Origin of the sequence: Methanothrix harundinacea 6Ac (assembly GCF_000235565.1) — an archaeon.
Lineage (GTDB): Archaea > Halobacteriota > Methanosarcinia > Methanotrichales > Methanotrichaceae > Methanocrinis > Methanocrinis harundinaceus.
The window spans coordinates 1,993,520-2,019,681 of record NC_017527.1 but is presented as its reverse complement, the minus strand read 5'-3'; the positions used below and the strand labels follow the sequence as shown (position 1 = coordinate 2,019,681).

Here is a 26,162-nt window from a genome sequence, read left to right as displayed (position 1 = left end):
GTCCTGGTGCCCCTATGCTCGACCGCTTCCGCGAAAGGATCCTTGAGAGGGATATCCGGGGGGGAGAGGTCCCCTCCTGCATAGCCTTGGTCATCTCTGCCGAGGCGGTGGGGGGCCGCTGGTGGCGGAGGGTCGGGGAGGTGGCGGGTTGGTGCACCTCCCTGGGGGTCCGCGAGGCCGCCATCTTCTCGGAGGATCCCGTTCCCGATGACATCGAGGATCTCGTGAGGGATATGGCGGAGGTACCGGCGGAGGGGAGGGTGGTCTATCGAGAAGGCGAGGCGAGGTTTGGGAGAGGTGGCCCCCTCCACCTCGTCGTATCCGCGGGGCCTGGAGGAAGGGAGGAGGTGACGGGGGCGATCAGGTCCCTCCTCGAAGAGGTGAGGGTGGGGCTCCTCGACCCGGAGGCCGTCGACGAGGCAGCCATCGAGGCGAGGCTCCGGCTGAAGCTCCGCCCCGACCTTCTGATACGCCTCGGCCCTCGGGAGCTGAGCGACTTCATGATCTGGCAGTCGGCCTACTCGGAGCTCTACTTCATCGACCGGTCCTGGGAGGGTCTGAAGAAGGTCGACTTTCTCCTGGCCGTCAGGGACTATCAGAGGAGAGAGCGGCGGTTTGGGAGATGATCACCCCTCGGAGCTCGGATGGGAGAAGGGGACGGGGCTGAGGTGCTCGGGGGGGACGTTCTCGGAGATGACGATGTCCGGGCTCACGGTCATCATCTTGACCCCGGCCCTCATCGCCGCCTCGGCATCGACCCTGATCACCCGGGGGCTGTTCGTCCTGAAGGTCCCGACGTGCCACGCCTTCTCCGGCGTCGTGGAGAGGTGGACGTAACGCTGGGTCGCCGCCTTCAGCCCCACCTCCAGGATCCTGTCCGCCTCCTCCTCGTTCGCCCCGTAGTAGAGGGCAGCCAGCCGGTTTTTTGGGTAGTCGAGGCTTACCCCCACCGAGTGGCCGTACTTCGCCCTGATCTTCCCCTCCCGGATCTCGTACCTCTCCTTGGGGTCGGATTGGACGAGGGCTATCACCAGCCTTTTATTCGCCCAGCGGTACCTCGTCCCGATCGCCTCGGAGAGGGCGTCCAGGTCCACCCATCCCCGAGGGTCCATCACCAGGCCCAGATCGTCGGGGAAGTGCCTGAGGGCGCCCGCCACCAGCCTGCCGAGCCTCTCGCTTCTCTCCTCTTCGAGGACGATCTGACCAGCGCTGCCGCAGGCGCAGCTCTCCCCCCGGAAAAATCCGTGTTCTGGACATCTCTTGATCACGATTCAGCCTCCGGCTGAAATTAAAGTTGCCCTCCAGATAGATATAGCTGACTCTGGATCCGCCGTCCCGGAGGGCGGAATCGGGCCCCTATCCCTCGATCCTGCCCTCCGGGCCGAGGGCTCTTGGGCCCGCGGGCAAAGGCTGAAATAGAATTTGGTCCCTCTGATCCTCTCATGCTGGAGTTGGATAAGATTGAGAGAGGTCTTGAGGGCGACCTCCTCGATCTGGACGATGAAGAGCTATCCATCGATCTGGAGGCTTTCCTCAAGGCTCTGGAGGAGCGGGATCGTCAGATATCCGAGACCCTGGACGCCCTCCTCGAGGAGGTGGAGGGGCTCATGGCCCTCTCCGAAGAGATGGAGTCTGAGGAAGATATCTGAGGGTGATCCCCGTTGGAGACGCTGCCAGACGTTCAGGCCTGTCAACCCGAGTACCCCATAAACCTCACCAGGGTCGGCCTCACCGGGGTGAAGAAGCTGGTGAAGGTCCTCCGGGAGGACGAGGAGCGGCCCATAGTTCTGATATCGAACTTCGAGGTCTTTGTGGACCTCCCCTCCGACCGGAAGGGGGCGAACCTCTCCCGGAACTTCGAGGTGATAGACGAGGTGTTGGAGGAGGCGATCAATGAGCCGGTCTACGTCATCGAGGAGCTCTGCGGCGAGATCGCCCGCCGGGTTTTATCAAAGCACGAGTACGCCACCCGGGCCGAGGTGAAGATGAAGAGCGAGTACATCGTCGAGAGGAGCTCCCCCGTCACCAAGACCGCGGGGCAGGAGGTGGTGGACATCTTCGCCGAGGCGGTGGCGAGGGCCGGCACCGTCAGGAAGCTGGTGGGGGCGGAGGTGGTGGGGATGACCGCCTGCCCCTGTGCCCAGGAGATCATGAGGGACCTCGTCAGAAGGGAGCTATCGACCCTGGGGCTCGGCCCCGAGGAGGCCCGCGACTTTGCGGCGAGGCTCCCCGTCGCCACCCACAACCAGCGCGGCCGGGGGATGATCTCGATCCAGGTCTGCGACCGCCGGTGCGTCTCCCTGGACGACATCATCAGGATAATCGAGAGGTCGATGAGCTCCCGGGTCTTCGGCCTCCTCAAGCGCCCCGACGAGGCGCTAGTCGTCCAGAGGGCCCACAGCAACCCCAAGTTCGTCGAGGACTGCGTCCGGACGATGGCCCAGAAGGTGGTGGAGTCGTTCAAAGACCTCCCCGACGACGCCGTCGTCGTCTTAAAGCAGGTGAACGAGGAGAGCATCCACCAGCACAACGCCTTCGCCGAGAGGAGCGCGACCATGGGGGAGCTCCGGGCGGAGCTGGGGGCCGAAGCCCTATCCGCCTCTTGCGAGGTGCCTAAAAAATGACCGCAGAGAAGATCGAGTTCATAGGAAGCTGCCTTTCTGACCTTCTGACCAGAAAGGAGATCATAGCCAGGTACGAGCTCCTCCAGCGGGTCTACGACTGCGTCCGGAGGGCGGACCTCTCCCCCGAAGAGAAGGAGGAGCTTGAGGAGACCCTGGGGAAGAGGAACGTCGCCTCGGGGATATTCTTCAACGTCCTAAGTGGCGAGCCGATCTTCATCAACCTCCCCAAGCTCGACAGCGTGATGAATATCAACGACCGGGTCTTCCACTTCGTCCACACCGGATCCTACGCCGACCCCGACTTCGCCCGGGCCTTCAATCAGTTTGAGGAATCCGAGAAAGAAATCGGCGAGCTGGTGTTGCTGAACCTGAGAGACCTCCTGGTCGAGTTCATGGCCGGTGCCGGCTACGCCGTCGCCGACGGCGCGCCGGGGTCGGGCAAGCTCACCTTCGTCGGCTCCGGCGAGAAGCGGCTCGACTTCTGGATCTTCCCATCGATCCAGGATGTGGAGCTGGTGGAGGGGATGGAGGGCTCCGTCGTCATCGTCCCCCACGCCGAGAGCCCCGGCCCCTTCATCGCCTTCTTCCAGGAGAAGGGGAAGGAGGCGGAGCTGGCGGAGATCAAGGTCTGGGTCGCCAACATGGAGGAGGGGACGATCGACCCCTTCATCGGCTATCCCAGGGATATGGCCATCTACAAGCAGTTCAAGAACCCCCGGATGGCGATGATGGTGAAGACGAACTGGGGGCGGAGGATGGAGTAGGGGCTCAGTTGGAGCTCCATAATTTTATCTTTATTTATTCATCTAATATTCACTCCAACTACAAGCAGCGTTCTATTCCGAGATTCAGCGTAATGTTTATGATACTTTACTCATGGATGCCTATTTAGAGGCAAGAGATAATATGGAAAAACCAATCGTAATCCCAATAAAAAAATCGCTCGATCATGGAAAAAATGCTGCCTGGCTCCGAATATGCTTCTTTTTGCAGGAGATGTGCGCAGAATGAGTAATGGAGACTTAAATTGGATAACCAATTTCATTTGGGGCATCGCGGATGATGTACTGCGCGACATCTACGTGAGAGGCAAATATCGCGATGTTATTCTTCCTATGACAGTTATTCGCAGGCTAGATGCCGTATTGGAGCCGACGAAACAGTCAGTCCTGGATCTGAAAAAACAGCTTGATGAGGCGGGCATCACCAATCAGGATGCCGCCCTGCGTCAGGCATCAGGCCAAGCCTTTTACAACACGTCGCCCTTTTTGCTCCGTGATCTCAAAGCCCGTCCCAAGGCGCAACAGCTCAAGGCCGACTTAGAAGCCTACCTGGACGGATTCTCGCCAAATGTCCAAGATATTCTGGATAAGTTCAAGTTTCGAAACCAGATCCCTACACTAGTAGAAGCCGATATCCTGGGCTATTTGATTGAAAAGTTTCTCGATAACTCCATCAACCTAAGCCCGAACCCAATTTATGACCCGGCTGGCAACGTTCGTCTTCCTCCCCTCGACAACCACGCCATCGGCACCATCTTCGAGGAGTTGATCCGCCGCTTCAATGAAGAAAATAACGAGGAGGCTGGCGAGCACTTCACACCCCGGGATGTGGTGAGGCTGATGGCTGATCTGGTCATCTTGCCCATAGCTGACAAGATCGAATCCGCCACATACCTCCTCTATGATGGTGCTTGCGGTACTGGCGGCATGCTCACGATCGCAGATGAGCGCTTGAAGCAAATTGCCCAGGAGCATGGGAAGGACGTGTCTATCCATCTTTTCGGCCAAGAGGTGAATCCAGAGACCTACGCCATTACAAAGGCCGACCTGCTGATCAAAGGCGAAGGTGATGAAGCTGAGTACTTCTTCTTGGGCTCCACGTTGTCGCAAGACGCATTTGCATCTCGGGAGTTTGACTTCATGCTCTCCAATCCACCTTACGGCAAGAGCTGGAAGGCCGATATGGAGCGGATGGGAGGGAAGGCCGACATCCTCGATCTGCGTTTTGTAATTGAACATGCAGGAGATCCGGACTTCAAGCTCATCACCCGGTCAAGCGACGGCCAGATGATGTTTCTGGTGAACATGCTCTCCAAGATGAAGCACCAAACGCCTCTTGGCAGTCGCATCGCAGAGGTGCATAACGGATCGTCGCTTTTCACCGGCGATGCTGGTCAGGGGGAGAGCAATATCCGCCGCTGGATCATAGAGAATGATTGGTTGGAGGCGATCATCGCCTTACCGCTGAATATGTTCTACAACACCGGCATAGCGACTTATATCTGGGTGCTCACCAACCGAAAGCCGGACCATCGAAAAGGCAAGGTGCAGCTGATCGATGCCACCTCGTGGTTCAAACCTCTCCGCAAGAACCTGGGCAAGAAGAACTGCGAGCTTTCTGCTGAGGATATTCAGCGCATAGTAGATCTATTTCTGTCCTTCCAAGAGAGTGAGCAGTCCAAGATTTTCGCCAATGAGTCATTCGGTTTTTCCAAAGTAACCGTCGAGCGCCCATTGCGGTTGCAGGTCGAACTCTCCGATGCTGCCAGGGCACGGTTCCGCAAAGCATGTGTTGAAGCCAAGGATGAAGCACTGTCAAGCCTGATGGATCATGTAGCAGAGTCACTTGGTCCAGGTCCGCACCTCGATTTCAACGCTTTCATGGCAGCCACTGAGCAACGCGCCAAGAAGCAGGGCATCAAGATTACCGCCAAGAGGCAAAAGCTGATACAAACTGCTTTGGCAGAGAAGGATGAAGATGCTGCTCCAATTATCAAGAAAGTATATAGGCCCGGAAAGACCGAGCCAAATCCCCTCTATGGCCGCTTTGAGGTGAAGGTCAACGGGAGATCACAAATTGTCGAGTACGAGGCAGATAGCGAACTTCGAGATGTTGAACAGGTTCCGCTACTCGAAGAAGGCGGCATCGAAGCTTTCTTCCTTCGTGAGGTGCTGCCCCACGTTCCCGATGCCTGGATCGATGAAACGTCCGCTAAGATCGGGTATGAGATCTCCTTCACTCGCTATTTCTATAAGCCAACGCCTCTTCGCACTTTAGAAGAGATCCGGGCCGACATCTTGTCGTTAGAGAAGGAGACTGAAGGGCTGCTCGATGAGATAATCGGGGGAGAGGTTTCATGAGTAAAATTCCTCCGCTATCTGAAGCCCAAATTGATGCCCTAGCCAAACTCCTTGGTGAGTGTGGATCTGGATCAGATATTACCCGCGTGCTTAATGATCGGGAGTTGGTGGACAATTCCGGCCAGTCCACGAAATGGCGGCGGCTGTATTGGGTATTCTTGGATACTCAGCGCAATTACAAATGCGCCAACAGGATACTCGATTTTATTCAGGCCTTTCTTGCACCTGCCCGTTTTGTCGGACGAGGCGAGATTTTCGAAATACAACGCAGCGAACTCAACACCATACTTGCCTTTTCTGGAATAGAGTTCGGCGCAGATGGGCGGTTCAGGCACCGGGAAGTGGCGAAAACGCTCAGCGATGCAGAACGGCGCGTTAGGACCATCCAAAGCAAGTTCCAAAGCAGGCGCATACATCCCGAAGTGCTCAAGTACTGTCGAACCGAACTTATGCAGCAGAATTACTTTCACGCCGTTTTCGAGGCCACGAAAGGCCTAGCACAGAGAATCCGAGATATGTCAGGCGTTCAAGCAGATGGCCCCGCTCTGGTTGATCGGGTTTTTTTAGTAGAGCAGCCCCTCCTCGCATTCAACACACTTCGGACTGAAACAGAGAAGTCGGAACACAAAGGATTCGCTGCATTGCTCAAAGGCTGTTTCGCCGCTGTTCGCAACCCTCTGGCCCACGAGCCAAAGATTCTCTGGGAAGGGGAAGATGATGCTGCAGATTATTTATCGTTGATCTCGCTGCTTCATCGAAAGCTAGACGACTGCGTGTCAACTCGGCCAGGAGGCAAGTAACGTGATCTCCGACCTCAAGCCCTATCCTGCAATGAAGGACTCCGGCGCGCCGTGGCTGGGAGAGGTGCCGGAGCACTGGGAAGTATCACGTCTCAAGGTGCACGTAGCGAACATTGTTGACCAAACAAGCAAATGTCGGACCGATGAAATCTATATAGCTCTCGAAAATGTTGAAAGTTGGACAGGAAGAATTCGAGACGCCGAACCTAATGTGAGCTTCGATAGTCAAGTAAAGAGATTCCTGGCCAACGATGTGCTTTTCGGCAAACTGCGACCCTACTTGGCAAAGGTCACTCGACCGAATCGAAATGGAGTTTGCGTAGGCGAATTCTTGGTATTACGACCCCGTGATGGCTGCTTGTCATCGGATTACTTCGAACATTTTCTTCGATCGAAACCGATCATTGACGTGATCGATGCTTCAACCTTTGGTGCAAAAATGCCTCGCGCGGATTGGCAGTTCATTGGAGGAATGCTGCAAATTCTCCCACCCCTCCCCGAGCAAGCCGCCATCGTCCGCTTCCTCGACCACATCGACGGGCGCATCCGCCGCTACATCCACGCCAAGCAGAAGCTCATCAAGCTGCTTGAGGAGCAGAAGCAGGTCATCATCCACCTCGCTGTCACGCGCGGCCTCGATCCCAACGTCCGCCTCAAGCCCTCCGGCGTGGAATGGCTGGGCGACATACCGGTGCACTGGAACGTTGTGCCCTTAAGAAAACTCGTTGAGGTTAAGGATGGGACACATGACACGCCGTCATACGTTGAGCCTTCGGATACATCCTTCCCATTGGTCATGTCCAAAGACTTCGGACCTTCATCAATATGTTTTGATAATGTGAATCACATATCAGCAAAAGACCACTTCGAGATTGTAGAGCGATCTAATACTAAACGCGGCGATGTCCTGATGTCAATGATCGGCGGTAATATTGGAAAAGCGCTGATAGTTGACACCAACCGCGAGTTTTCGATAAAGAACGTGGCTCTTTTTAAAACATGCAATTCATCTCACTTAGCCAGATTTATTTTGTACTATTTGAGAAGTGGATTATTGGATATTCAGATAGCAATGTTAAGCAAAGGAGGGGCTCAAGGATTTCTTGCATTAGGTCAAATACGAAACCTTTCTTTTTTAAAGATTCCTGCAAATGAAATGGAACTGATTGTTGAAACATTAGATCAGAAACTTGCGGTTCATGACGCATTAATCGCAGCAGCTAGCAATAGCCTCAAGATGGTTGTTGAATATCGCACCCGCCTCATCTCCGACGTCGTCACGGGCAAGCTGGACGTGCGGTGCGTGACGCTTCCGGCGGCAGAAGATGTTCAAATTCAGGACGAGTGGAACGGCACATTTGATGCCGAATCGGATTTGATTCTGGATCAGGAGCTGCCCGAATTGGCCCAAGAGGCAGGTGATTGATACGACCGACGAGCTAGGAACTCCTGCGCCGAATACCGAGATGCTCTTCTACCAGACGGAAGACGGCCAATCCCGCATCCAGGTGCGCCTTTCGGACGGCACCGTCTGGCTCAGCCAGAGGCTTTTGGCGGAGCTTTATCAGGTGTCAACCCGAACCATCAGCGAGCATATCATCAACATCTACAGCGACCATGAACTCATCCCGGAGGCAACTACCCGGAAATTCCGGTTAGTTCAAACCGAGGGCAGCCGCCAGGTCGAGAGGCGGGTGGACTTCTACAATCTGGAAATGATCCTGGCCATCGGCTATCGCGTGCGCAGCCATCGCGGCGTGCAGTTCCGCCGCTGGGCTACTGAACGACTCAGGGAGTACATCGTCAAGGGCTTCGTGCTGGATGACGAGAGGCTGAAAGGGGAGCGGGCTCTCGGTGCGGATTATTTCGACGAGCTTCTAGAGCGCATACGCGATATCCGGGCCTCGGAGAAGCGCTTTTACCAAAAGGTCCGAGATATCTATGCCCTTTCCATCGACTACGATTCCCGAGCACAAAGTACTCAAGAGTTCTTCAGAATAGTTCAGAACAAGCTGCACTGGGCCATAACCGGCCATACCGCAGCCGAGCTCATCTCGGAGCGGGCCGATGCCAGCAAGCCGAACATGGGGCTCACAGCCTGGAAGGGGGCGAAGGTTCGCCAGGCAGACGTCCTCGTGGCCAAGAACTACCTCCTGGCCGACGAGATTGGGCAGCTCAACCGCCTGGTGACCATGTGGCTCGACTACGCCGAGGACCAGGCCAACCGCAGAAAACCAGTTTGCATGAAGGACTGGCGCGAAAAGCTGGATGCCTTCCTGCAGTTCAACCAGAGGGCCATCCTGGAGCACAGCGGGCGCATATCAATGGAGGAGGCCAAGCGCCTGGCCCTGGAGCAGTACCAGGCATTCAACCAGCGACGAATTGAGGAGGGCGACGCTATAGCCGAGAAGGAATTTGAAGAGGAGGTAAAAAGGATGCTCCCCAAAGACCGGGAGGATGACAGATGAGCCCCACCGATACCTCGGAGAAGAATCTGGAATCCCTAATCGTGCAGAGCCTGATAAGCGAGGCTGGATATGTGGAAGGCGATTCCAAGGATTACGACCGGGATCATGCGGTGGATCTCATCAAGCTCCTGGAGTTTCTCCTCTCCACCCAGCCTCAAGCGGTGAACCAGCTGGGCCTCGATGGAGAGGGGCTCAAGCTCCAGCAATTCTTAGCTCGCCTCCAGGGAGAGATAGCCAAACGTGGTGTCATAGACGTCCTCCGCAACGGCATAAACCACGGTCCTGCCCATATAGACGTATTCTACGGCACGCCCTCTCCAGGAAACCTGAAAGCGGCCGAACTCTTTGCCGCCAACGTCTTCAGCGTTACGCGCCAACTCCACTACAGCAAGGACGAGACCCAGCTCGCCTTCGACTTGTGCCTCTTCATCAACGGCCTGCCCATAGCCACCTTTGAGCTGAAAAATAGCCTGACCAAGCAGACCGTCGAAGACGCGGTCCAGCAGTACAAACGGGACCGCAACCCTCGGGAGCTGCTCTTCCAATTCGGACGCTGCGCGGTTCATTTCGCAGTTGATGACCATGAGGTGCGCATGTGCACCCATCTCCAGGGCAAAAGCTCCTGGTTCCTGCCTTTCAACAAAGGCTACGATGACGGTGCAGGCAACCCTCCAAATCCAAACGGCATCAAGACCGACTACCTCTGGCGCGAGATCCTCACTCGCGAGGGCTTGACCGATATCCTTGAGACCTATGCTCAAGTTGTTCAAAAGAAGAACGAGAAGACAGGCAGAAAGAAGCTCGAACAGATCTTCCCCCGGTACCATCAGCTCGACGTGGTTCGCAAGCTGCTTGCCAGTGCTCAACATCGGGGTGCTGGAAAGCGCTATCTTATCCAGCATTCTGCAGGAAGCGGCAAGAGCAATTCCATAGCCTGGCTTGCGCATCAGCTCATCGGACTGGAGCGAGATGGCAAGACCATCTTCGACTCGATCATCGTGGTCACCGACAGGCGCGTCCTCGACAAGCAGATCAAAGACACCATCAAGCAGTTTGCTCAGGTCTCTGCCACCGTGGGGCATGCAGAGCGCTCGGCAGACTTGCGGCAATACCTAGCTGGTGGCAAGAAGATCATCATCACCACAGTTCAAAAGTTCCCTGTAGTTCTGAAGGCGATTGGGGACGAACACAGAGGACATTCATTCGCCATAATCATCGACGAAGCCCACTCCAGCCAGGGAGGCCGAACCTCTGCCAAGATGAGCATGGTCTTATCAAAAGAGGGCGGCGAAAAGGAAGCCGAGACGCCAGAGGATAGGATCAACCGCATTATGGAATCTCGAAAGATGCTTTCCAATGCCAGTTATTTCGCTTTCACCGCGACTCCCAAAAACAAGACCCTGGAGATTTTCGGCGAGGCCTACATGGAAGGCGATGATGTCAAGCACCGTCCTTTCCACAGCTACACCATGAAACAGGCCATACAGGAGGGTTTCATCCTGGACGTGCTCAAGAACTACACTCCGGTTGATAGCTATTACCGCCTGGTCAAGAAAGTTGAAGACGACCCGGAGTTCGATACGAAGAAAGCCCAGAAGAAGCTGCGCCGCTACGTGGAGCACAATGAGCACGCCATAAAGATGAAGGCCGAGATCATGGTGGACCATTTCCACGATCAAGTCTTGGCCAAGAAAAAGATCGGCGGTCAGGCAAGGGCTATGGTTATCACAAGCGGTATCGCTCTGGCCATCGAATACTACCACGCCATCAGCAACTACCTGATAGAGCGCAAGAGTCCCTGGCAGGCGATAGTAGCCTTTTCAGGCGAGCATGAATACGGCGGACAGAATGTAACCGAAGCTTCACTCAACGGTTTTGCCAGCAACAAGATTCCGGAAACTTTTCAGGATGAACCGTACAGATTCCTGGTAGTCGCCGAAAAATTCCAGACAGGCTATGACGAGCCCCTTCTGCACACCATGTACGTGGATAAGCCTCTATCAAGCATAAAGGCGGTACAGACCCTCTCCCGCCTCAACAGGGCTCATCCACAAAAGCATGATACGTTCGTGCTCGATTTCTTCAATGATGCGGATACGATCATGAAAGCGTTCGAGCCGTACTACCGGACCACGATATTGAGCGAAGAAACTGACCCCAATAAGCTGCACGATTTGAAGGCGGATCTGGACGGCTACCAGGTATACAACCCGCAACAGGTCGAGCATTTTGTCAATTTATATCTTGATGGTGTGGATAGAGAAAAGCTAGATCCGATTCTCGACACATGCGTCGCCACATATAACGAACAGCTGGATGAGGATGGCCAGATAGACTTCAAGAGCAAGGCCAAGGGATTCATTCGAACCTACGGATTTTTAGCCTCCATTTTGCCATTTACGAATGCTGAATGGGAAAAGCTTTCGATCTTTCTGAACTTCCTCACCCCAAAGCTGCCTGCGCCCAAAGAGGAAGACCTTTCTAAAGGCATCATCGAAGCAATCGATATGGATAGCTACAGGGTTGAAGTGCGGTCATCGATTGATATTATCCTGGAAGACAAGGATGGAGTGGTTGACCCAGTTCCCACCAGTGCTGGTGGGCATAAACCAGAGCCGGAACTCGATCTGCTAAGTAATATCATCAAAGCATTTAATGACCAGTTCGGCAATATCGAGTGGAAAGACATCGATCGAATTCACAAGATAATTAGCGAAGAGATTCCAGCAAAGGTTTCAGCTGACAAAGCATATCAGAACGCAATGAAGAACTCAGACAAACAGAATGCTCGTATTGAACATGATAAGGCCCTACAAAGAGTTATAATCGAGTTATTGAATGATCAGACTGAACTTTTCAAGCTGTTCAGCGACAATCCAACATTCAGAAAGTGGCTATCTGATATGAATTTCTTGGTCACTTATAATGAGGCCACGGGTTAAAGCGCCCGGAGTCTAATCGATCAAGGCTTCACTATTAGGAGGCTCGATTGCTCCCACATTCTTTAGGTTTTCCTCCTCCGAAGCATTCTCGATTACTCTCGTAAATTGGTACGTGATTACTTATTAATATACTAATTTACACTCGGTTAGATCGATCTACGAATTATCGTGCTTATTTTCCTTCATAGTATGGCGCCCTACCTCTCATCTCGATCCGCCCTGATCAGCTCTGAGGCTCTCCCCCCGCCCTTCATCTCAGCCCTCACCGATCTTGCCTCGGCGAGGATCCTCTCCCTGTTCTTCTCCCTCACCAGCTCCTCGATCTTCATCCTTATCTCCTCCTGCCAGTTCACCTCCTTCATCTCCTCCATCATCCTCCTCAGATCCTGAGGGATCCTGACGCTGAATACCACGCTTCCTGTAGACATGATATTCCTGTTGTTTATTGAGGATATAATTATTTTCGTATTTGTAAACAAGAATCATCCGAAGACTTCCGGGGCGAAGTGATCGCAATAGCGAACTGGGGGAGGAGGATGGAAAAGGGGGGCGGCGACCGGCTTAGGCAATTTTTATTTTTATCAGATAATCGAATATATTACAGCTTACCAGCCACGTTCGATTATTATTTCTGATTGAAAGGTCAAAACCGATGGAGAGATCGAAATGTTCTCTGGGCGGACACCTTCAGGGAGTCGATTTAACAATTCGAAAACGCTCTTTATAAAATCTCGGATATCCTCAGAAATCCGTAATTTTGCGGTCGAATCGCTCATCTCATAAATTCTGTATATGCGATACTCATATTCGCTTGATGCTATCTGTTCTAATTCGTTGGACGATAAATAAAATTTATTATTAAAATGATTATTTGTCGATTTAATATCAATAAGAATAACATCTAAATTATCATTTATTACATAAAAATCGAATGGTGATGTGGCATGTTGGTCAGACACCCAACAAAAACGTTTAATCGAACCATTTCGTTCTAATTGAGTTAGGTAATTATTAACATATTTCTCCCCCAAATTTCCAATTTTAAATTCGAGGTCCATATTGCATATATTTTTTTCGAAATATACTCTTTGGTCTATTCTCTGCCCAGCAAATTTTAGCAATGACTCCTCAATCGTATCTAAATTTGAGTCGCTTATTGAATGTTGATCTCTATCGTCTGATTGTTGTAAGCGCAATAATTGAGCGTCACTTGAAGCAGTACTATTTATTATTTTAATAATAATATTTTTATTATATGTTCCGAAAAACGTGAAGTATTCGACAGCTTTATTGTGTTTAACATAAACTGTATCGCTGATCCAATTCAATGAGAAAAAATTCGGATCTATTTCTAGGACGCGCTGATAATATTCATTTGACTTATTAAATTCATTTTGTTTGTAATAAATAACGCGTTTACAGTAAAGTGCCATGGTAGATTTTGGGTCGATAGCTATAGCCCTATTACAACATGCATTTGATTTCTCATAAATGCCTAGCAAATAATATATTAGGCCCATGTTGATCCAGGCACTGATTAAATTAGGATCCTTTTGCACAATTTCAGAATAAATGTCTATGGCATCCTCGAATCTATCATTCTCGCATAGTTCGATTCCATCTACGATTTTGCTTAATAAATAAAATTTTTTATCTGATTTTCTTATATTGTTGTAGCAAGCATTTGCTCTATCGTGTTCTCCTAGTTCCTGAAAAACATATATTTTATTGAGTAAAGGTACCATGAATTTTGGATCAGAATTTGAAGCTTTCGTAAAATATTCAATGGCTTTATTTAAATCACGTTTTTCATAAAAAATTTTTCCCTTACCTACTAACGCAGATGCATGATTCGGATCTATAACCAATACCATATCATAGTACTTATCCGATTCTTCATATTTTTTTAGATCGAAGAGGCAAAAAGCCTTACCTATTAATGCCATTATGCTTTTTCGATGTCTATTTATCGCCTCATCAAAATATTGAATGGCGTTTTCATATTCGTATTTCATATACAGAAGATAGCCAACACCGATTAATGCAGAGGTTTGGTTTGGATTTATATTTAATACTTTTATAAAGCAATCTATAGAGTATTCCTATTTACCATTGCCCATTCTTTAATTATCTCGGATCCGTCTCTTATTTTAGCTCGTTCTCCGCTCTTAATCGATTCTCGATCCTTTTCCTCGTTTTTCGTCGATAGCTACCGCTATTTTGAGACGATTTCAGCATTTTTAAGTGTACATAGCTGGTATAAGTCGAAAGCAAAGGCAGTGAATACCATTTTAACGTGAACTCTCGGGATCGTCGTTACCATTACATGCGCGCTTCGGAACACTCTTTTAATAACAGCAAACTGACGTTCGCCCGGAAATCTCAGTTTGCTAATCAAGCGGTTTCGCAGCTTATCGAGATCGCTTAGAGGATGACCCGCTGCTGCACGTTTCATTGTGAAGTCGTTTCCCTTAGCCTTCACACCGAAATATCCTTTGTCCCTGAGGACCACCTCTCCTTCAACCGATAGATCAACCCGACTATCGTGCACCGAAGCAGTTGTCGATTCGATGCTCCTTATCAGGCCGTAATCGATATCGACTTTAGAATGAAGTTTATAACCAAAATGGAGTTCCTCACCCTTCTTAGCCCAAGTTCCATCCCTGCTCCGACGAGTCCTAGCGGTCTCTCTTCTTGGTTTCTTTGAACCTCCTGGGTCGGCCTCTATAAACGTTGCATCCTGAATGGTTCCTCTTTTTACCTGAAGCCCTTTAAAATCGAGCTGTCTCTGGAGCTCTTCCCAAACGGACTCATCCTTTCCCGTCTGGGCCATCCGCTCGCGAAAAAGCCATATCGTCCTGGAATCGGGTATAGAATCAGGAAATCCTAAGAATTTCATAAAAGATATTCGATCCGAAATCTGCTTTTCAGTCTCGAGGTCGCTCAACCCGTACCACTGCTGGAGCAAAAGCACCTTGAGCATCAGGATAACATCAAAGTTCGGCCTTCCGCCTCGTTCGGTTTTATTATGATACATCTCTTCAAGAATTGGTCGAAATGGTTCCCACTCGATCAAGTTCGTTATCTTTGAAAGCCTATCGCCCAGCTTCTCTACGTTCTTGTAAGCTTCTCGAAGGCCCCAGGCAGTAAAAGAACTCATACACTATTCATGTATATATTAGTATATAATGTTTTCCATAGACATGCTAGGTTTTTAGGAATCCTCAATAATTAGATAATATCATTCTATTTAAATTATCGTACAACTGGCGGCAGCTATCCAGAGGCGGCAAGGGACCAGCAATTCGTTCATCTCGACGAGATCCGCCTCGGAAAGGTCCGATGAAGATCTTTGACCTCCCCTTAGGCAGGCGAGATAACTTCCTGCAATCTTCACTTAAGCAGGTCGGAGAGCTTCCTGCAACGGTCCCCGATCTTCTTCGACAGCGCCTCCTCGGCGGGAGGCTCGTCCCTTTGATGGTCGACTCTGCCATGACACTTCTTGAACTTCAGCCCGCTTCCGCAGGGGCAGGGGTCGTTTCGACCCGGCCTCAAAAATGCTCTGACCACCTTTCCCTCTTGAGATCCCGTATAGCTCATGATGTTGGCAGGACTGCGGCCGCACCGCAGCTCGCTCGCCATGAACCGCATCGAGCCGTCGATGTGCCTGAAGAACTCCTTATAGCCGGCACAGAGATAGTTGAGGCCCGGCTCGCCGTCGGGCGTTTTGATGAACCGGTTCTTGGGACACTCTCCGTTGCAGACGAACCTCACCTCGCACCTGCGGCAGTATTCGGGGAGGAGGTCGAGCTTCTCGCGGCCGAACCTTCGCTGCTTTGCTGAGCCGGCGATCGAAGCGAGGGGCCTCTCGTGGATGTTTCCCAGCAGGTACTTCGGCTCTACAAAGTGGTCGCAGGAGTAGACGTCGCCGTTGTGCTCCATCACCATCGCCGTCCCGCAGGTCTCCGAGAAGGCGCATATCCCTGGCGGAGCCCCCGACCAGGCTGCCAGGGCGACGTCGAAGATCTGGACGAAGGTCTTTCCCACGTCTCTTCTGACCCACTCGTCGAAGATGGAGATGAGAAATCGGCCGTACCTCTCGGGGTCCACCGATCGGTCGGTGACCCTATCCCCTTCCTGAAACCCCGTATCGTTCTTTCTCTCCACTATCGGTATGAACTGGATGAAGTCGGTCTTCACCTCGTCTCGAAGGAATCGGTAGACATCCAGGGGGTGGTCCTGGTTGGCGGCGTGGACGGTGGCGAGGATGTTGAACTCGACCCGGTGCTTCCGGAGGAGACGGGCAGCCCTCATCACCCGGTCGAAGGTGGGCCCGCCGGCCTTATCCACCCGGTAGGCGTCGTGGAGCTCCCGAGGCCCGTCGAGGCTGAGGCCGATGAGAAAGTCGTTCTCAGAGAAGAACTCGCACCATTCGTCGTCGAGGAGGATGCCGTTGGTCTGCATGGTGTTCTGAAACGAAATTCCCGGCTGCCGATACTTCTCCTCGACCTCGATGGAACGCCTGAAGAACTCGAGGCCCATCAGAGTCGGCTCTCCCCCCTGCCAGGCGACGGTGACGGAGGGGTTCTTCTGGGCCTCTATGTACTGGCGGATGTAGCTCTCCAGAACCTCGTCGGACATCCGGAAGCTGCCATCAGGGTAGAGGTTCTTCTTGGAGAGGAAGAAGCAGTATCTGCATCCCAGATTGCAGATCGCCCCCGTGGGCTTGGCCATGAGATGAAAGCCGGGAAGTGGGCCCTTCTTGCTCATCGACCGCAGTTCTCTGTTCAGAGCTAATTAACCTTCTTATCCGCCCGAACTTCGATATGCTGAATACCTAAAGTTAATAACGTAGGCTCTCCTATACCCGATAAAGTAAGGTGGGATCTAAATCAAGACGTATTGTCAAAAACTTGCGGCCATGTTTCTGGCCACAACCATCCTGGCCGGATTGTGTCTGGCACAGACCTCGACCTCGGGGATGACCGACGAGAAACAAGCCAGCCTCCAGCAGTTCAAGGAGCATATGGCGAAGGTGAAATCTATGAACTTCACCTGGCTCAACGGCACATCCCCGGAAGATGGCATGGCCAGGGGCGACCTTGGAGGCGGTGACATCCTCGCCTTCATTGAAGCTCTGGAGGAGGATGGGTTCACCGTACAGCTGGGAGAGCTGAAGACCCAGAACGTCTTCGACCTGGTCAATGAGGGCATAGTCTTCTCCTGTAACGGCAACAACGCCGGAGCCTTCTACAAGGCTTACGTCCTGCCCCGGGCGCCGGGACAGATCGCGCCCAATCCCTTCGAAGATAAGATGAACCTGTCCATAGGCTACAGGCTCGGGCCGGATGAAGCCATTGTTTACATCGGGAAGACTCCGCCCAGCTGTACCTACTTCAGCTATCAGACCTTCCAGTACTTCCATTACTATCCCATCGAGGGCAAGTTCAAGAAGATATTTGGAAACGTTGGAGATACCATCAATCTATTGACCGCCAATATCAGCAGGGAATCGGAAGGTTCTCCCTTCGATGAGGCCATAATGATGGTGAGCACGGCCGACAGGGGAGTCGATGAAAGGGTCAAAGCCGCAGCCATTTCCGCAGGTTACGATCCCGAGATCTTCAACACCGAGATCCTGCCTTCTAGCATTCTGAGGATGGGCCTGGACGCATACTCTGACGCATTCATATTCCTTCAGAGGATGACCTACTTCCAAAATGAGACTTCGGGAGCGGATTACCTCAAGGAGACCCCAGGAGTTGTCCTTCGCATAACTCCCAACCAGTCCGTGGAGCCGGATCCATTCCCCATGCCGGAGCTGAGGGTGAGGGGGAATGGCGACGCCACGGAGCTCGATCTGATGCCTGCTCTCTTCGAGCTGAGGGCGGCGATCCTTGAGAAGTATGGAGAGGAGAACGCCGCGGAGCTGGTCACCGGGGTCTGGATAACCGAGGGCTACGACGCCATGCAGAGGGGGATGGACGTCATCGGCGTTACCCGAGATACTACCTACCTCAACACCACGCCCTTTGTGCTGGGCGACGATCCCGACCAGTTCCTGATAATCTATGGGGTGAATCACGCAGCAACGGGCAAGGCGACTTATTCCAACCTGGGCATCTATGGAGCGAAACTGGATAACGGCGTTGCCTCTGTCAACAACAGGAGGTTCGAGGGAACTGCAGTGGAGTACATCCCCGATAATCCGGCAGCCAAATACCTTTACGTTTGGAAGATGGCCCGGGACTGCAATGGCGAAGTAAACTGTACAGAGGTCCCCAAGGGTCCCGGATCCTATGGCATAGGGCTGAACGAGACCGCTTTCGTGGCCTTCAGGGCATATGTAGAGAATGGGACGAATGTGGGCCCATCTTACTCCGAGATCGCCTACGATAGGGTCATCAAGTTCGGCTAACCGCGGAGGGCGCACATCGCCGCCCTCTCGCGAATTGGAAATGATTTGCCTTGGCAGCTATGACCAGGCGAATCAGGTCCCTCATTTTTTGCAGCAATTCAAAGCGTATTTGCCATGGCGTTCAGATCGAACGCGTGCGTTCAAAGTCCTAAAACAGGACTCATATTGCCTGACAATATAAATCTGTTATATTTATTATTCATATTAAAAAAAGAAGAATGGAGACGATTTCGTCTCCGTCAGCTCGCTCCCGCCGAGATTGGATACGCCCTCGAAGGCGTATTCGGATACTCGATCATGCTGGCCACAAGCCCTCGATAGATCTTGGTGAAGGCGCTGATGACGAAATCGTGCTCCCCGGCGATGTTATGCTCCTCTCTTGGGTCCATCTCGATGTTGTAGACGGCGGGGATCTGGCCGTAATAGCTCTCGGGCCCCTGGAAGGAGTCATACGCTCTGGTGTGAACCTTGAACTGATGCCAGCGGACCGCCGCGGGGATGGTGTTGGCCGCACTCCCAGTTCCGATGTACCAGACCACCCATTCACGGTTTGAGTTCTCCTGTCTACCCAGGATGAACTCCGACTGGTCGATGCCGTCGATGGGCCTGTCGGCGGGAACCTCCCCGCCGCCGAGGACGGCCAGGGTGGTGAAGAGGTCCAGGGTGCAGATGATCTCGTCGGACGATCTACCGGCTTCTATCATTCCAGGCCACCAGAAGATGCAAGGGACGCGGACGCCTCCCTCATAAGTGGTGCCTATCCCTCCCCGGAACGGAGAGAAGCCCGAGTCCGGCCACTGGTCGAGGGTCGGTCCGTTGTCGCTCGTCAGAACGACGATGGTGTTATTCTCGATCCCCAGCTCTTTGAGGGTGTCAAGAACCATGCCGACGTGATGGTCCATCTCCATAAGCCCGTCGCCGTACGGACCTTTGCTCGACTTCCCCGCCCATCTCGGGTTTTGAACGCTGGGGAAGTGGGTCCGGACGAAGGGGATGTATACGAAGAAGGGGTCGGCGGAGCTGGACTGGCTCTTGATGTAGGCAAGCGCCCTCTCCATCGACTGCTCATCGACATATGCGAGAGAGCTCACATTCAGGGGCGAGACTTCGGTGAGGTTCTCGCCTTTCTTGGCCTCCACCAGTCCCAGGGGCTCTCCCGCCTCCCAGCGAGGATCGAAGCCGATCCGCTCGCTCTGAGTATAGGAGTTGAGGTGATATAACAGCCCGAAGAACTCGTCGAATCCCATATTCTGAGGCTCGCTCTCGCGGATGTCCCCGAGATGCCACTTGCCGAAGATGGCTGTATTATAGCCGGCATCGGAGAGCACCCTCGCCAGGGTCCTCTCTTCGGGAGATATCCCCGCATTGGAGCCCGTCTCCGAGGCGAGAGCCATCCCCGTCCTGATCGGCAGCCTTCCCGTCAGCATCGCCGCCCGAGTGGGGGTGCACTGGGTCTCTGAGTAGAAGGATGTCAGCCTCAGGCCCTCTTTTGCCATCTGGTCCATCCTGGGGGTCGGAGCGCCCAATACAGCCCCGCCGCCGTAGCAGCCGGGGTCCATGTACCCCATGTTGTCGGCGAGCATGATCACGATGTTCGGCCTTGGGGCCGGGGCCACGTCCTCGTGCATCGCCTGATGAAGGCTGGAGTTATTTGCGAGAACGTTCCTCCTGTTCGTTACAACGTCTGCTCCGATATCTTCTGGCGTCTCGGCGTGATCGTCGCTTCTCCCACTATTGCCGAAGCCGCCTGCTTTCAGATCCAACGGAATGACGGACAGTCCAGTGTTTGCAGAATCGAGGCCGCCTGCGGCAATTGAGATAAGAAAAAATGCCGCTATAGCCAATTTGATTAGAAGCCCAATTTTGATACAGACTCCTCCGATTTGATTAATGTTTTTTTTCCTATATAACTATTTTTTCTTGAGACAAACATCGGATGGATTGAATAGAATAGGGCCGTCTCATCAAGCCGAAAGGGCGGTCGAAATCTTAAAAAGATATATCGGAATCCTGGCCGAACCCAGGATCCCGACGAGCCATTCTTTCGTCCCATTCATCCCAGGATCTCCCGCATCGTCTACTTGCATCGCTCCTAACCCTCGACCTCCATTACCACCTTCTCGATGGTCCCTGTGAACCGGAAGGGGCTCTCGTAGCTCTCGCTCACCGGGGTCTGGGGGTCCTTGCCGATCTCAAGCCCCTCCTCGAAGGAGTAGCGGTACGGCTGTATCATCACCTCGGCGCGGCCTCTGGCCTGGCCGTCTATGTAGAGAGTACAGACGCCCTGGTGGCTTCCCGTCAGGTCGAAGGCCATGGATAGAGCGGAGCGACCGGCTGGGACCTCAGAAGTCGACGATACAGTATAATGTCTCATTCCCACGAAATTGTAGTCGCAGACGAGATGGCCATCCATGACGAATAGCGATAGGCCGCCGAAACGGCCGCCTATGGAGAAGAGAACTCCCTCGGCGCCCGATTCTGGAATGTCCACGTAGGCCGCAATCCTGTAGGAGTGGTTCAATGTGTCGGGCAGCTCCGGCTCGAGGATCTTCTCCGTTCCGGGATAGTAGGTGAAGACGCCGGTTTTTGGGGCCGGCTGGAACCTGGCCTTCTGGCGGTCGTCCAGAGGCAGGACTTGGTACTTTCCGGCCTCAAAGAACCAGAGGTCTATCATCTCCTGGAGCTTCTGGGGATATTCGGAGGCCAGGTCGTGGACCTCGGAGAAGTCCTCGTCGGTGTTGTAAAGCTCCCAGGTGTCGTTCATGAAGTCGCCGCCGGACTCTGGCGTATGGTAAGCGGTGGCCTTCCAGCCGTTGTACCAGAGGGCCCTGCTGCCGACCATCTCATAGTACTGGACGTACTTGCCCGTCTCCGCATCCGGGTCTGAGAGGCTTGCGGCAAAGCTCACCCCTTCGATCGGCTTCTGGGGATGGCCGTTGTAGACCTCGGGCGCCGAGAGGCCCAGGAGCTCCAGGACCGTGGGGACGATGTCTACGGCGTGGGTGTACTGCTCCCTTATCCTGCCCCCGTCCTCTATCAGCGCCGGGTAGTAGATGATCATGGGGTCGTGGATCCCGCCCTCATGGGTGTTCTGCTTGTACCTTTTGAAGGGGGTGTTCCCGGCCATCGCCCATCCCTCGGCGTAGTGGTTCCAGGTCTCTGTTCCCCCGAGCTCGTCGATATGGGCGAGGACGGAGGTCACGTTCTGAATGATGCGGTTGAAGTAGAGGTAGTTGTTCGAGGTACCGTTGAATCCGCCCTCCCGGCTGGCGCCGTTGTCCGATATGAGGACGATCAAGGTGTCGTTCAGCTGGCCCATATCTTCGAGATGGTCCAAAAACCTCCCGATCTGGGCGTCGGTGTGGGTCAAAAATCCTGCGTAGACCTCCTGCTCCCTCGCAAAGACCCTCTGCTGATCTTCGCTCAGATCCACCCAGGCGGGGATATCCGGGTTCCTCGGCGGAAGCTCTGCATCTTCGGGGACAATTCCCATCGCCTTCTGCCGCGCCAGGGTTTCGTTCCTGACCTCATCCCAGCCCTGATCGAACCTACCCTTGTACATATCTATCTGCTCTTTGGGAGCGTGATGGGGAGCATGGCAGGCTCCGAAGGATAGGTAGAGGAAGTAGGGATGGCCCGGCTCTGCGGCCTGCTGACTCTTTATAAACCCTATGGCCCGGTCCACCAGGTCCTCGGAGATGTGATACCCCTCCTCGGGGGTTTTGGGAGGATCGACCCTGGTGGTGCCACTGACCAGATCAGGATACCATTGGTTGGTCTCAGACCCGATGAACCCGTAGTATTTTTCAAAGCCCCTGCCCGTCGGCCAGTTATCGAAGGGCCCTGCTGCGTTCAGGTGATCTGAGAGGTGCCATTTGCCCACGGCAAAGGTGTTGAAGCCGCTTTCAAGCAGGATCTCCGGCAATGTGGCCGCGTTCTTAGAGAGGGTCATGCTGTAGCCGGGGTAGCCCGCGGGCAGCTCGATGACCGCCCCTACTCCGACGGAGTGGTGGTTTCTCCCCGTCAAGAGGCAGGCCCTCGTCGGAGAGCACATGGCGGTGGTGTGGAAGTTGTTGTATCGAAGTCCACCAACCGCCAGCCGATCGATGTTGGGGGTATCGATGGGGCCGCCGAAGCAGCCTATCTGGCCGAATCCCACGTCGTCCAGGACGATGAAGACGACGTTGGGAGCTTCTTTTGGTGGCTGCGCCACTTCCGCGGTGCAGGGGGTCGAGTCCCGATAGGAGATGCCGATGACAGGCTCGCAGCCGGAGGTCGAAATTGAACCCGATTCTGCCTGGATGAGATCTGCGGCGGTTCTTGTGCCCTCTTGGCCGCCCTCATCCTCTCGGACGCTGGCACCGGCAGCCATGACCACGAGGCGGGGCTCCCCCCGGGGTGCGACGACGTCCTCTTCGGCCACCGATTCCAGGTCGGCGTCCCTGGCCAGAACCTTTCTTCTGTTCGTCAATTGTTCATTGCTGGATCTGCTCAGGGCGCCATCGGCTTGGTCATCGGACTCAGCGGATAGTAGAGGCGTTTTCGTCTCGAAACCTTCATATTCTTCTTCCGACGCAGCAAACGTCGTCCCGGAAAGGAACAATATAATAAAAACAGTCAATGCACTGGTAAAATCCCTTCTACGCGTATTGAAACCTCCTATAATATCCTGTTATCATGTATAAATAAACTTTTGCATTGAAATGCGTGGTCCCGAATATTTTGACTTTGCGTAATTGATTTTCGAAATCGAATCCTTGCTAGGGTTATATCCTGGAATATGAGTCCAGGAGAGCGGCCTTCCTCCTAGAGCGCGATAGAGCTCGAGAAGAACTCCTGCCCCATGAGGGCTGGCTCTGCCACCTCCAGGGGATGGTGACCTGGAGTTTCTTCTGAGCCTCGGCGTACTGGAGGATTTAGCTCTCCAGAAGCTCATCGGAGATCCGAAAAGCCTGGAAGCGCAACCTTCGTCTTCATCGATAGGTCAAATCTTTACTTGGCTTATCGATCTTCGTCGCGTTCATAAGTTCGAACAGCTAAATAAATTTATCTATGAAGTTCTTAATACAACTATTTCAAATTAATTTTAATTATCGCCTCCAAAGCTCTACCCTAGGGTGCGTCGACCAATTCGACTTGTTCATCTTAATGAGGGTCGCGAAACATAAGAAGGTACTGCCAAGTGCGTAAGTCCTAAATCCTAGAACGTACACTAAAAAAGCGCTGGAGGGAGGACGACCGGATTGTCCTGGCCTCGTATCTCCGACACGCTTCAGAAGGGAGGATAGGGGTTCGACCTCCAGCCTCTCCGAGGAGCCGGGCAGAGCAAATGTGAGGGCGATAGCAGATGGAAAGAGAGAAGCAGATCAAACTCCTGGGCCTGAATCTCGGGATCGCCGCAGCCAACATAATCGTCTTGCCGGAGGTCTTCGTCTTGGGCGTTGCACCGGCAACGGCCTTTGGCATCGCCTTCATCTTCTTGAGCGGCGCCGGGTTGATCTACGGGAACTACAGGCTCCTCGCCGAGCCTGATGAGAGGGGAACTCCAGCTCAAAAGATCATGACGGTGGAGGATTATATTGATGCGCTGAAAGACCGGAGAGAGCTGAAAACATTCGAAAAAACCATCGACCTGATGCTTGATCAGATCGATCGGCTGCAGAAGAAGAATAAGATAATCCGGGAGATCCTTCTGCAGATCTTCAGCTCCTCTGAGATCAGCTACCAGAAATTTGACGGCGTCATCTCAGAGGTGGAGAGGATATTCTTCATGAATATGCGTAGCATAATTAATAAATTGGATGCTTTTGATGAAGAAGACTATAATTTCATCAGAAACAAAAGCAATTCTGGAGACTTTTCCGAGCAGTTCATGGATGAAAAGATCGAAGTTTATAACAAATATATTACTTTTGTAAAGGAGGCCGCCGAAGATAATGAGGCGATCCTGCTGAAGCTTGACAAGCTCCTTCTGGAGCTCTCGGGGCTGAACAGCGTGGAGAGCGGCCAGCTGGAGAAGATGCCCGGGATGGTCGAGATCGATAACCTGATCAAGCAGACGACAAACTATAAGAATTGAGGAGGAAAAATCAGCATGCTCAAAGATGCCGACAGAAAAGTAATTTGGAAGATATTGGCAGCATCAGTTGGAGTATTTATCTTGGTATATTTGGTGATCGTCCCGCCATCAGAAATGACGCTGGAGTCCATCATCGAGGACGTCGATGTGAATCAAGTGAAACATCCTATGGGCCATATCGAGTTTCTCCCCCCAGACCTGAACAACACCTTGCCCGATATCTCCAAGTACCCGCCGCAGGTAGAAAAAATCACATCCAACTACATCGAAATATTTTCCTCACCAGAGAAAGCCGGCTCCGGCACCGACGGCTGGCTGACAGAGGTCGCAGAAGACTTCAACAATGCAGGAATAAAGATAGACGGCAAGCCGGTATCTGTAAGGCTCAGAGCTATCCCCTCCGGTTTAGGCGCCGATTATATCACTTCCGGCAAGTATATGCCAGAAGCCTATACGCCGTCGAATGACTTCTGGGGCGAGATGATCATCTCCAAAGGGGTCGACGCCGAGCTGGTGGAAGGAAGGCTTGTCGGCAACGTGGCCGGGATCCTCCTCACGAAGTCCAAGAAAGACGAGCTGGAGCGCAAATATGGGGCGATAAATACCAAGACAATCGTAGATGCAGTCGCGAACCAGGAACTGGCGATAGGCTACACCAATCCCCTTGCCAGCTCCACCGGGCTGAACTTCCTGATCTCGACTTTATACGCCTTCGACAAAAGCGACTTACTGAGCGATAAAGCCGTCGCAGGGTTTGAGAGCTTCCAGGCCAATATCCCCCTCGTCGCCTATACCACTCTGCAGATGAGGGATGCTGCCAAATCGGGATTTCTCGAAGGCTTCGTCCTGGAATACCAGACATATTTGAACGATCCGGATATCAGGCACTACAATTTCACCCCCTTTGGGGTGAGGCATGACAATCCGATTTATGCGATCGGCGAGCTGTCGGGAGAGGAAAGTAGGATCCTGAACGAGTTCGTCAAGTTCTCCCAACAGGAGAAGTATCAGAACCTGGCAGCTAAATATGGTTTCAACGGCTTCGAAGAATATCAATCTGAAGCTGTACTGGTCAGCGACGGTGTTATAATTCAGGCTCAAAAGGTCTGGAAAGATAGAAAAGACACTGGTAGACATAATTGTGCAGTCTTTGTGGTCGATGTCTCCGGCAGCATGGAAGGCAGGCCGCTGAATAATCTGAAGCGCTCATTGATTGATGGTCAATACTATATCGGCGAGAACAATTTGATCGGCCTGGTATCGTATTCCAATGATGTCAACATAGATCTGCCTATCTCCAAATTCGATCTGAAGCAGAGAGCTTCTTTCGTCGGAGCGGTCGATGAGCTACAGGCCGGCGGCGGAACAGCGACCTTCGATGCGATAGCTGTCGCCATGAAGATGCTCATAGATCAGAAGGCTGCAGGCCCCGATAAAGATCCAAACCTCAAACCGAGGATCTTCGTCCTCAGCGACGGTGAAACCAACAAAGGCCATTCCCTGAACGATATTAGAGATATCGTGGAGGATCTTGGAATACCCATATACACAATCGGCTACAATGCGAATATCAAGGCCCTGAATGCCATATCTAACATCAATGAGGCTGCGAGCATCAACGCCGATACCGAAGACGTGATTTATAAGCTGAGCCAGCTGTTCAACGCTGAGCTGTAGCACGGGTGAAG

The 26,162-nt window shown here is 52.9% G+C and carries 19 protein-coding genes; 12 read left to right on the top strand and 7 right to left on the bottom strand.

What is annotated here, in order from left to right:
- Positions 1 to 14: 14 nt before the first annotated feature.
- The gene (locus MHAR_RS09500) at positions 15 to 626 is read left to right on the top strand and encodes an undecaprenyl diphosphate synthase family protein (protein ID WP_014587398.1); all 612 of its coding nucleotides are present in this window, start codon (positions 15 to 17) and stop codon (positions 624 to 626) included.
- Here MHAR_RS09500 and MHAR_RS09495 read toward each other — a convergent pair whose 3' ends face one another.
- Positions 627 to 1,268, bottom strand: a complete 642-nt coding sequence (locus tag MHAR_RS09495) for an RNA 2'-phosphotransferase (RefSeq protein ID WP_014587397.1) — start codon at positions 1,266 to 1,268, stop codon at positions 627 to 629.
- Positions 1,269 to 1,442: 174 nt separating this feature from the next.
- Here MHAR_RS09495 and MHAR_RS09490 point away from each other — a divergent pair, with 174 nt between their 5' ends.
- The 8 genes from MHAR_RS09490 (at position 1,443) to MHAR_RS09455 (ending at position 11,977) form a co-directional block, all read left to right on the top strand.
- Entirely contained in the window at positions 1,443 to 1,649 is a 207-nt protein-coding gene (locus MHAR_RS09490) for a hypothetical protein (RefSeq protein ID WP_048144585.1), read from the top strand.
- A gap of 12 nt (positions 1,650 to 1,661) precedes the next feature.
- A complete protein-coding gene (gene mptA, locus MHAR_RS09485) occupies positions 1,662 to 2,624 on the top strand; it encodes a GTP cyclohydrolase MptA (protein ID WP_014587396.1) in 963 nt (320 codons plus the stop codon).
- Entirely contained in the window at positions 2,621 to 3,388 is a 768-nt protein-coding gene (locus MHAR_RS09480) for a DUF6834 family protein (protein WP_014587395.1), read from the top strand. The genes mptA and MHAR_RS09480 overlap by 4 nt, the downstream gene beginning before the upstream one ends.
- A gap of 243 nt (positions 3,389 to 3,631) precedes the next feature.
- Entirely contained in the window at positions 3,632 to 5,767 is a 2,136-nt protein-coding gene (locus MHAR_RS09475; protein WP_014587394.1) for a type I restriction-modification system subunit M, read from the top strand.
- Positions 5,764 to 6,567, top strand: coding sequence for a TIGR02391 family protein (locus MHAR_RS09470; protein ID WP_048144584.1), 804 nt, complete (start codon positions 5,764 to 5,766; stop codon positions 6,565 to 6,567). The genes MHAR_RS09475 and MHAR_RS09470 overlap by 4 nt, the downstream gene beginning before the upstream one ends.
- Position 6,568: 1 nt before the next feature.
- On the top strand, positions 6,569 to 7,993 hold the full coding sequence (locus MHAR_RS12595) for a restriction endonuclease subunit S (protein ID WP_014587393.1): 1,425 nt from the start codon (positions 6,569 to 6,571) through the stop codon (positions 7,991 to 7,993).
- A gap of 40 nt (positions 7,994 to 8,033) precedes the next feature.
- On the top strand, positions 8,034 to 9,035 hold the full coding sequence (locus tag MHAR_RS09460) for a virulence RhuM family protein (protein WP_014587392.1): 1,002 nt from the start codon (positions 8,034 to 8,036) through the stop codon (positions 9,033 to 9,035).
- Complete coding sequence (locus MHAR_RS09455) at positions 9,032 to 11,977, top strand: type I restriction endonuclease subunit R (RefSeq protein ID WP_014587391.1); 2,946 nt, start codon at positions 9,032 to 9,034, stop codon at positions 11,975 to 11,977. The genes MHAR_RS09460 and MHAR_RS09455 overlap by 4 nt, the downstream gene beginning before the upstream one ends.
- 197 nt (positions 11,978 to 12,174) lie before the next feature.
- Here MHAR_RS09455 and vapB read toward each other — a convergent pair whose 3' ends face one another.
- From vapB to MHAR_RS09440, 4 genes are all read right to left on the bottom strand, one after another.
- Positions 12,175 to 12,405, bottom strand: coding sequence for a type II toxin-antitoxin system VapB family antitoxin (vapB, locus tag MHAR_RS13765; RefSeq protein WP_048144583.1), 231 nt, complete (start codon positions 12,403 to 12,405; stop codon positions 12,175 to 12,177).
- Between the two features lie 177 nt (positions 12,406 to 12,582).
- A complete protein-coding gene (locus tag MHAR_RS13040) occupies positions 12,583 to 13,992 on the bottom strand; it encodes a tetratricopeptide repeat protein (RefSeq protein WP_014587389.1) in 1,410 nt (469 codons plus the stop codon).
- A 200-nt stretch (positions 13,993 to 14,192) separates the two neighbouring features.
- Positions 14,193 to 15,137: an IS5 family transposase gene (locus MHAR_RS09445; protein ID WP_014586696.1), complete on the bottom strand. Its 945-nt coding sequence runs from the start codon at positions 15,135 to 15,137 to the stop codon at positions 14,193 to 14,195.
- Between the two features lie 233 nt (positions 15,138 to 15,370).
- Complete coding sequence (locus MHAR_RS09440; protein ID WP_014587388.1) at positions 15,371 to 16,747, bottom strand: anaerobic sulfatase maturase; 1,377 nt, start codon at positions 16,745 to 16,747, stop codon at positions 15,371 to 15,373.
- Positions 16,748 to 16,898: 151 nt separating this feature from the next.
- Between MHAR_RS09440 and MHAR_RS09435 the strand changes: the two genes are divergently transcribed.
- Positions 16,899 to 18,395 (top strand): hypothetical protein, encoded by a 1,497-nt coding sequence (locus MHAR_RS09435; RefSeq protein WP_014587387.1) that lies wholly within the window; start codon positions 16,899 to 16,901, stop codon positions 18,393 to 18,395.
- A gap of 239 nt (positions 18,396 to 18,634) precedes the next feature.
- Here MHAR_RS09435 and MHAR_RS09430 read toward each other — a convergent pair whose 3' ends face one another.
- Positions 18,635 to 20,158, bottom strand: a complete 1,524-nt coding sequence (locus MHAR_RS09430) for an arylsulfatase (protein WP_014587386.1) — start codon at positions 20,156 to 20,158, stop codon at positions 18,635 to 18,637.
- 329 nt (positions 20,159 to 20,487) lie between these two features.
- Positions 20,488 to 22,866 carry an arylsulfatase gene (locus MHAR_RS09425; RefSeq protein ID WP_228369544.1) on the bottom strand — a complete coding sequence of 793 codons (2,379 nt, stop codon included), beginning with the start codon at positions 22,864 to 22,866 and terminating at the stop codon, positions 20,488 to 20,490.
- 876 nt (positions 22,867 to 23,742) lie between these two features.
- Between MHAR_RS09425 and MHAR_RS09420 the strand changes: the two genes are divergently transcribed.
- Together MHAR_RS09420 and MHAR_RS09415 are read left to right on the top strand one after the other, a co-directional pair.
- Positions 23,743 to 24,474, top strand: coding sequence for a hypothetical protein (locus MHAR_RS09420; RefSeq protein WP_014587384.1), 732 nt, complete (start codon positions 23,743 to 23,745; stop codon positions 24,472 to 24,474).
- Positions 24,475 to 24,489: 15 nt separating this feature from the next.
- Entirely contained in the window at positions 24,490 to 26,151 is a 1,662-nt protein-coding gene (locus tag MHAR_RS09415) for a vWA domain-containing protein (RefSeq protein ID WP_014587383.1), read from the top strand.
- Positions 26,152 to 26,162: the final 11 nt, after the last annotated feature.

Coding starts and splice junctions, on each gene's coding strand:
- MHAR_RS09420 (WP_014587384.1), top strand. CDS start 23,743: ATGGAAAGAGAGAAGCAGATCAAACTCCTGGGCCTGAATCTCGGGATC.
- MHAR_RS09415 (WP_014587383.1), top strand. CDS start 24,490: ATGCTCAAAGATGCCGACAGAAAAGTAATTTGGAAGATATTGGCAGCA.
- MHAR_RS09490 (WP_048144585.1), top strand. CDS start 1,443: ATGCTGGAGTTGGATAAGATTGAGAGAGGTCTTGAGGGCGACCTCCTC.
- MHAR_RS09440 (WP_014587388.1), bottom strand. CDS start 16,747: ATGAGCAAGAAGGGCCCACTTCCCGGCTTTCATCTCATGGCCAAGCCC.
- MHAR_RS09475 (WP_014587394.1), top strand. CDS start 3,632: ATGAGTAATGGAGACTTAAATTGGATAACCAATTTCATTTGGGGCATC.
- MHAR_RS09470 (WP_048144584.1), top strand. CDS start 5,764: ATGAGTAAAATTCCTCCGCTATCTGAAGCCCAAATTGATGCCCTAGCC.
- MHAR_RS13040 (WP_014587389.1), bottom strand. CDS start 13,992: ATGAAATACGAATATGAAAACGCCATTCAATATTTTGATGAGGCGATA.
- MHAR_RS09480 (WP_014587395.1), top strand. CDS start 2,621: ATGACCGCAGAGAAGATCGAGTTCATAGGAAGCTGCCTTTCTGACCTT.
- MHAR_RS09435 (WP_014587387.1), top strand. CDS start 16,899: ATGTTTCTGGCCACAACCATCCTGGCCGGATTGTGTCTGGCACAGACC.
- MHAR_RS09460 (WP_014587392.1), top strand. CDS start 8,034: ATGCTCTTCTACCAGACGGAAGACGGCCAATCCCGCATCCAGGTGCGC.
- MHAR_RS09455 (WP_014587391.1), top strand. CDS start 9,032: ATGAGCCCCACCGATACCTCGGAGAAGAATCTGGAATCCCTAATCGTG.
- vapB (WP_048144583.1), bottom strand. CDS start 12,405: ATGTCTACAGGAAGCGTGGTATTCAGCGTCAGGATCCCTCAGGATCTG.
- MHAR_RS09500 (WP_014587398.1), top strand. CDS start 15: ATGCTCGACCGCTTCCGCGAAAGGATCCTTGAGAGGGATATCCGGGGG.
- MHAR_RS09445 (WP_014586696.1), bottom strand. CDS start 15,137: ATGAGTTCTTTTACTGCCTGGGGCCTTCGAGAAGCTTACAAGAACGTA.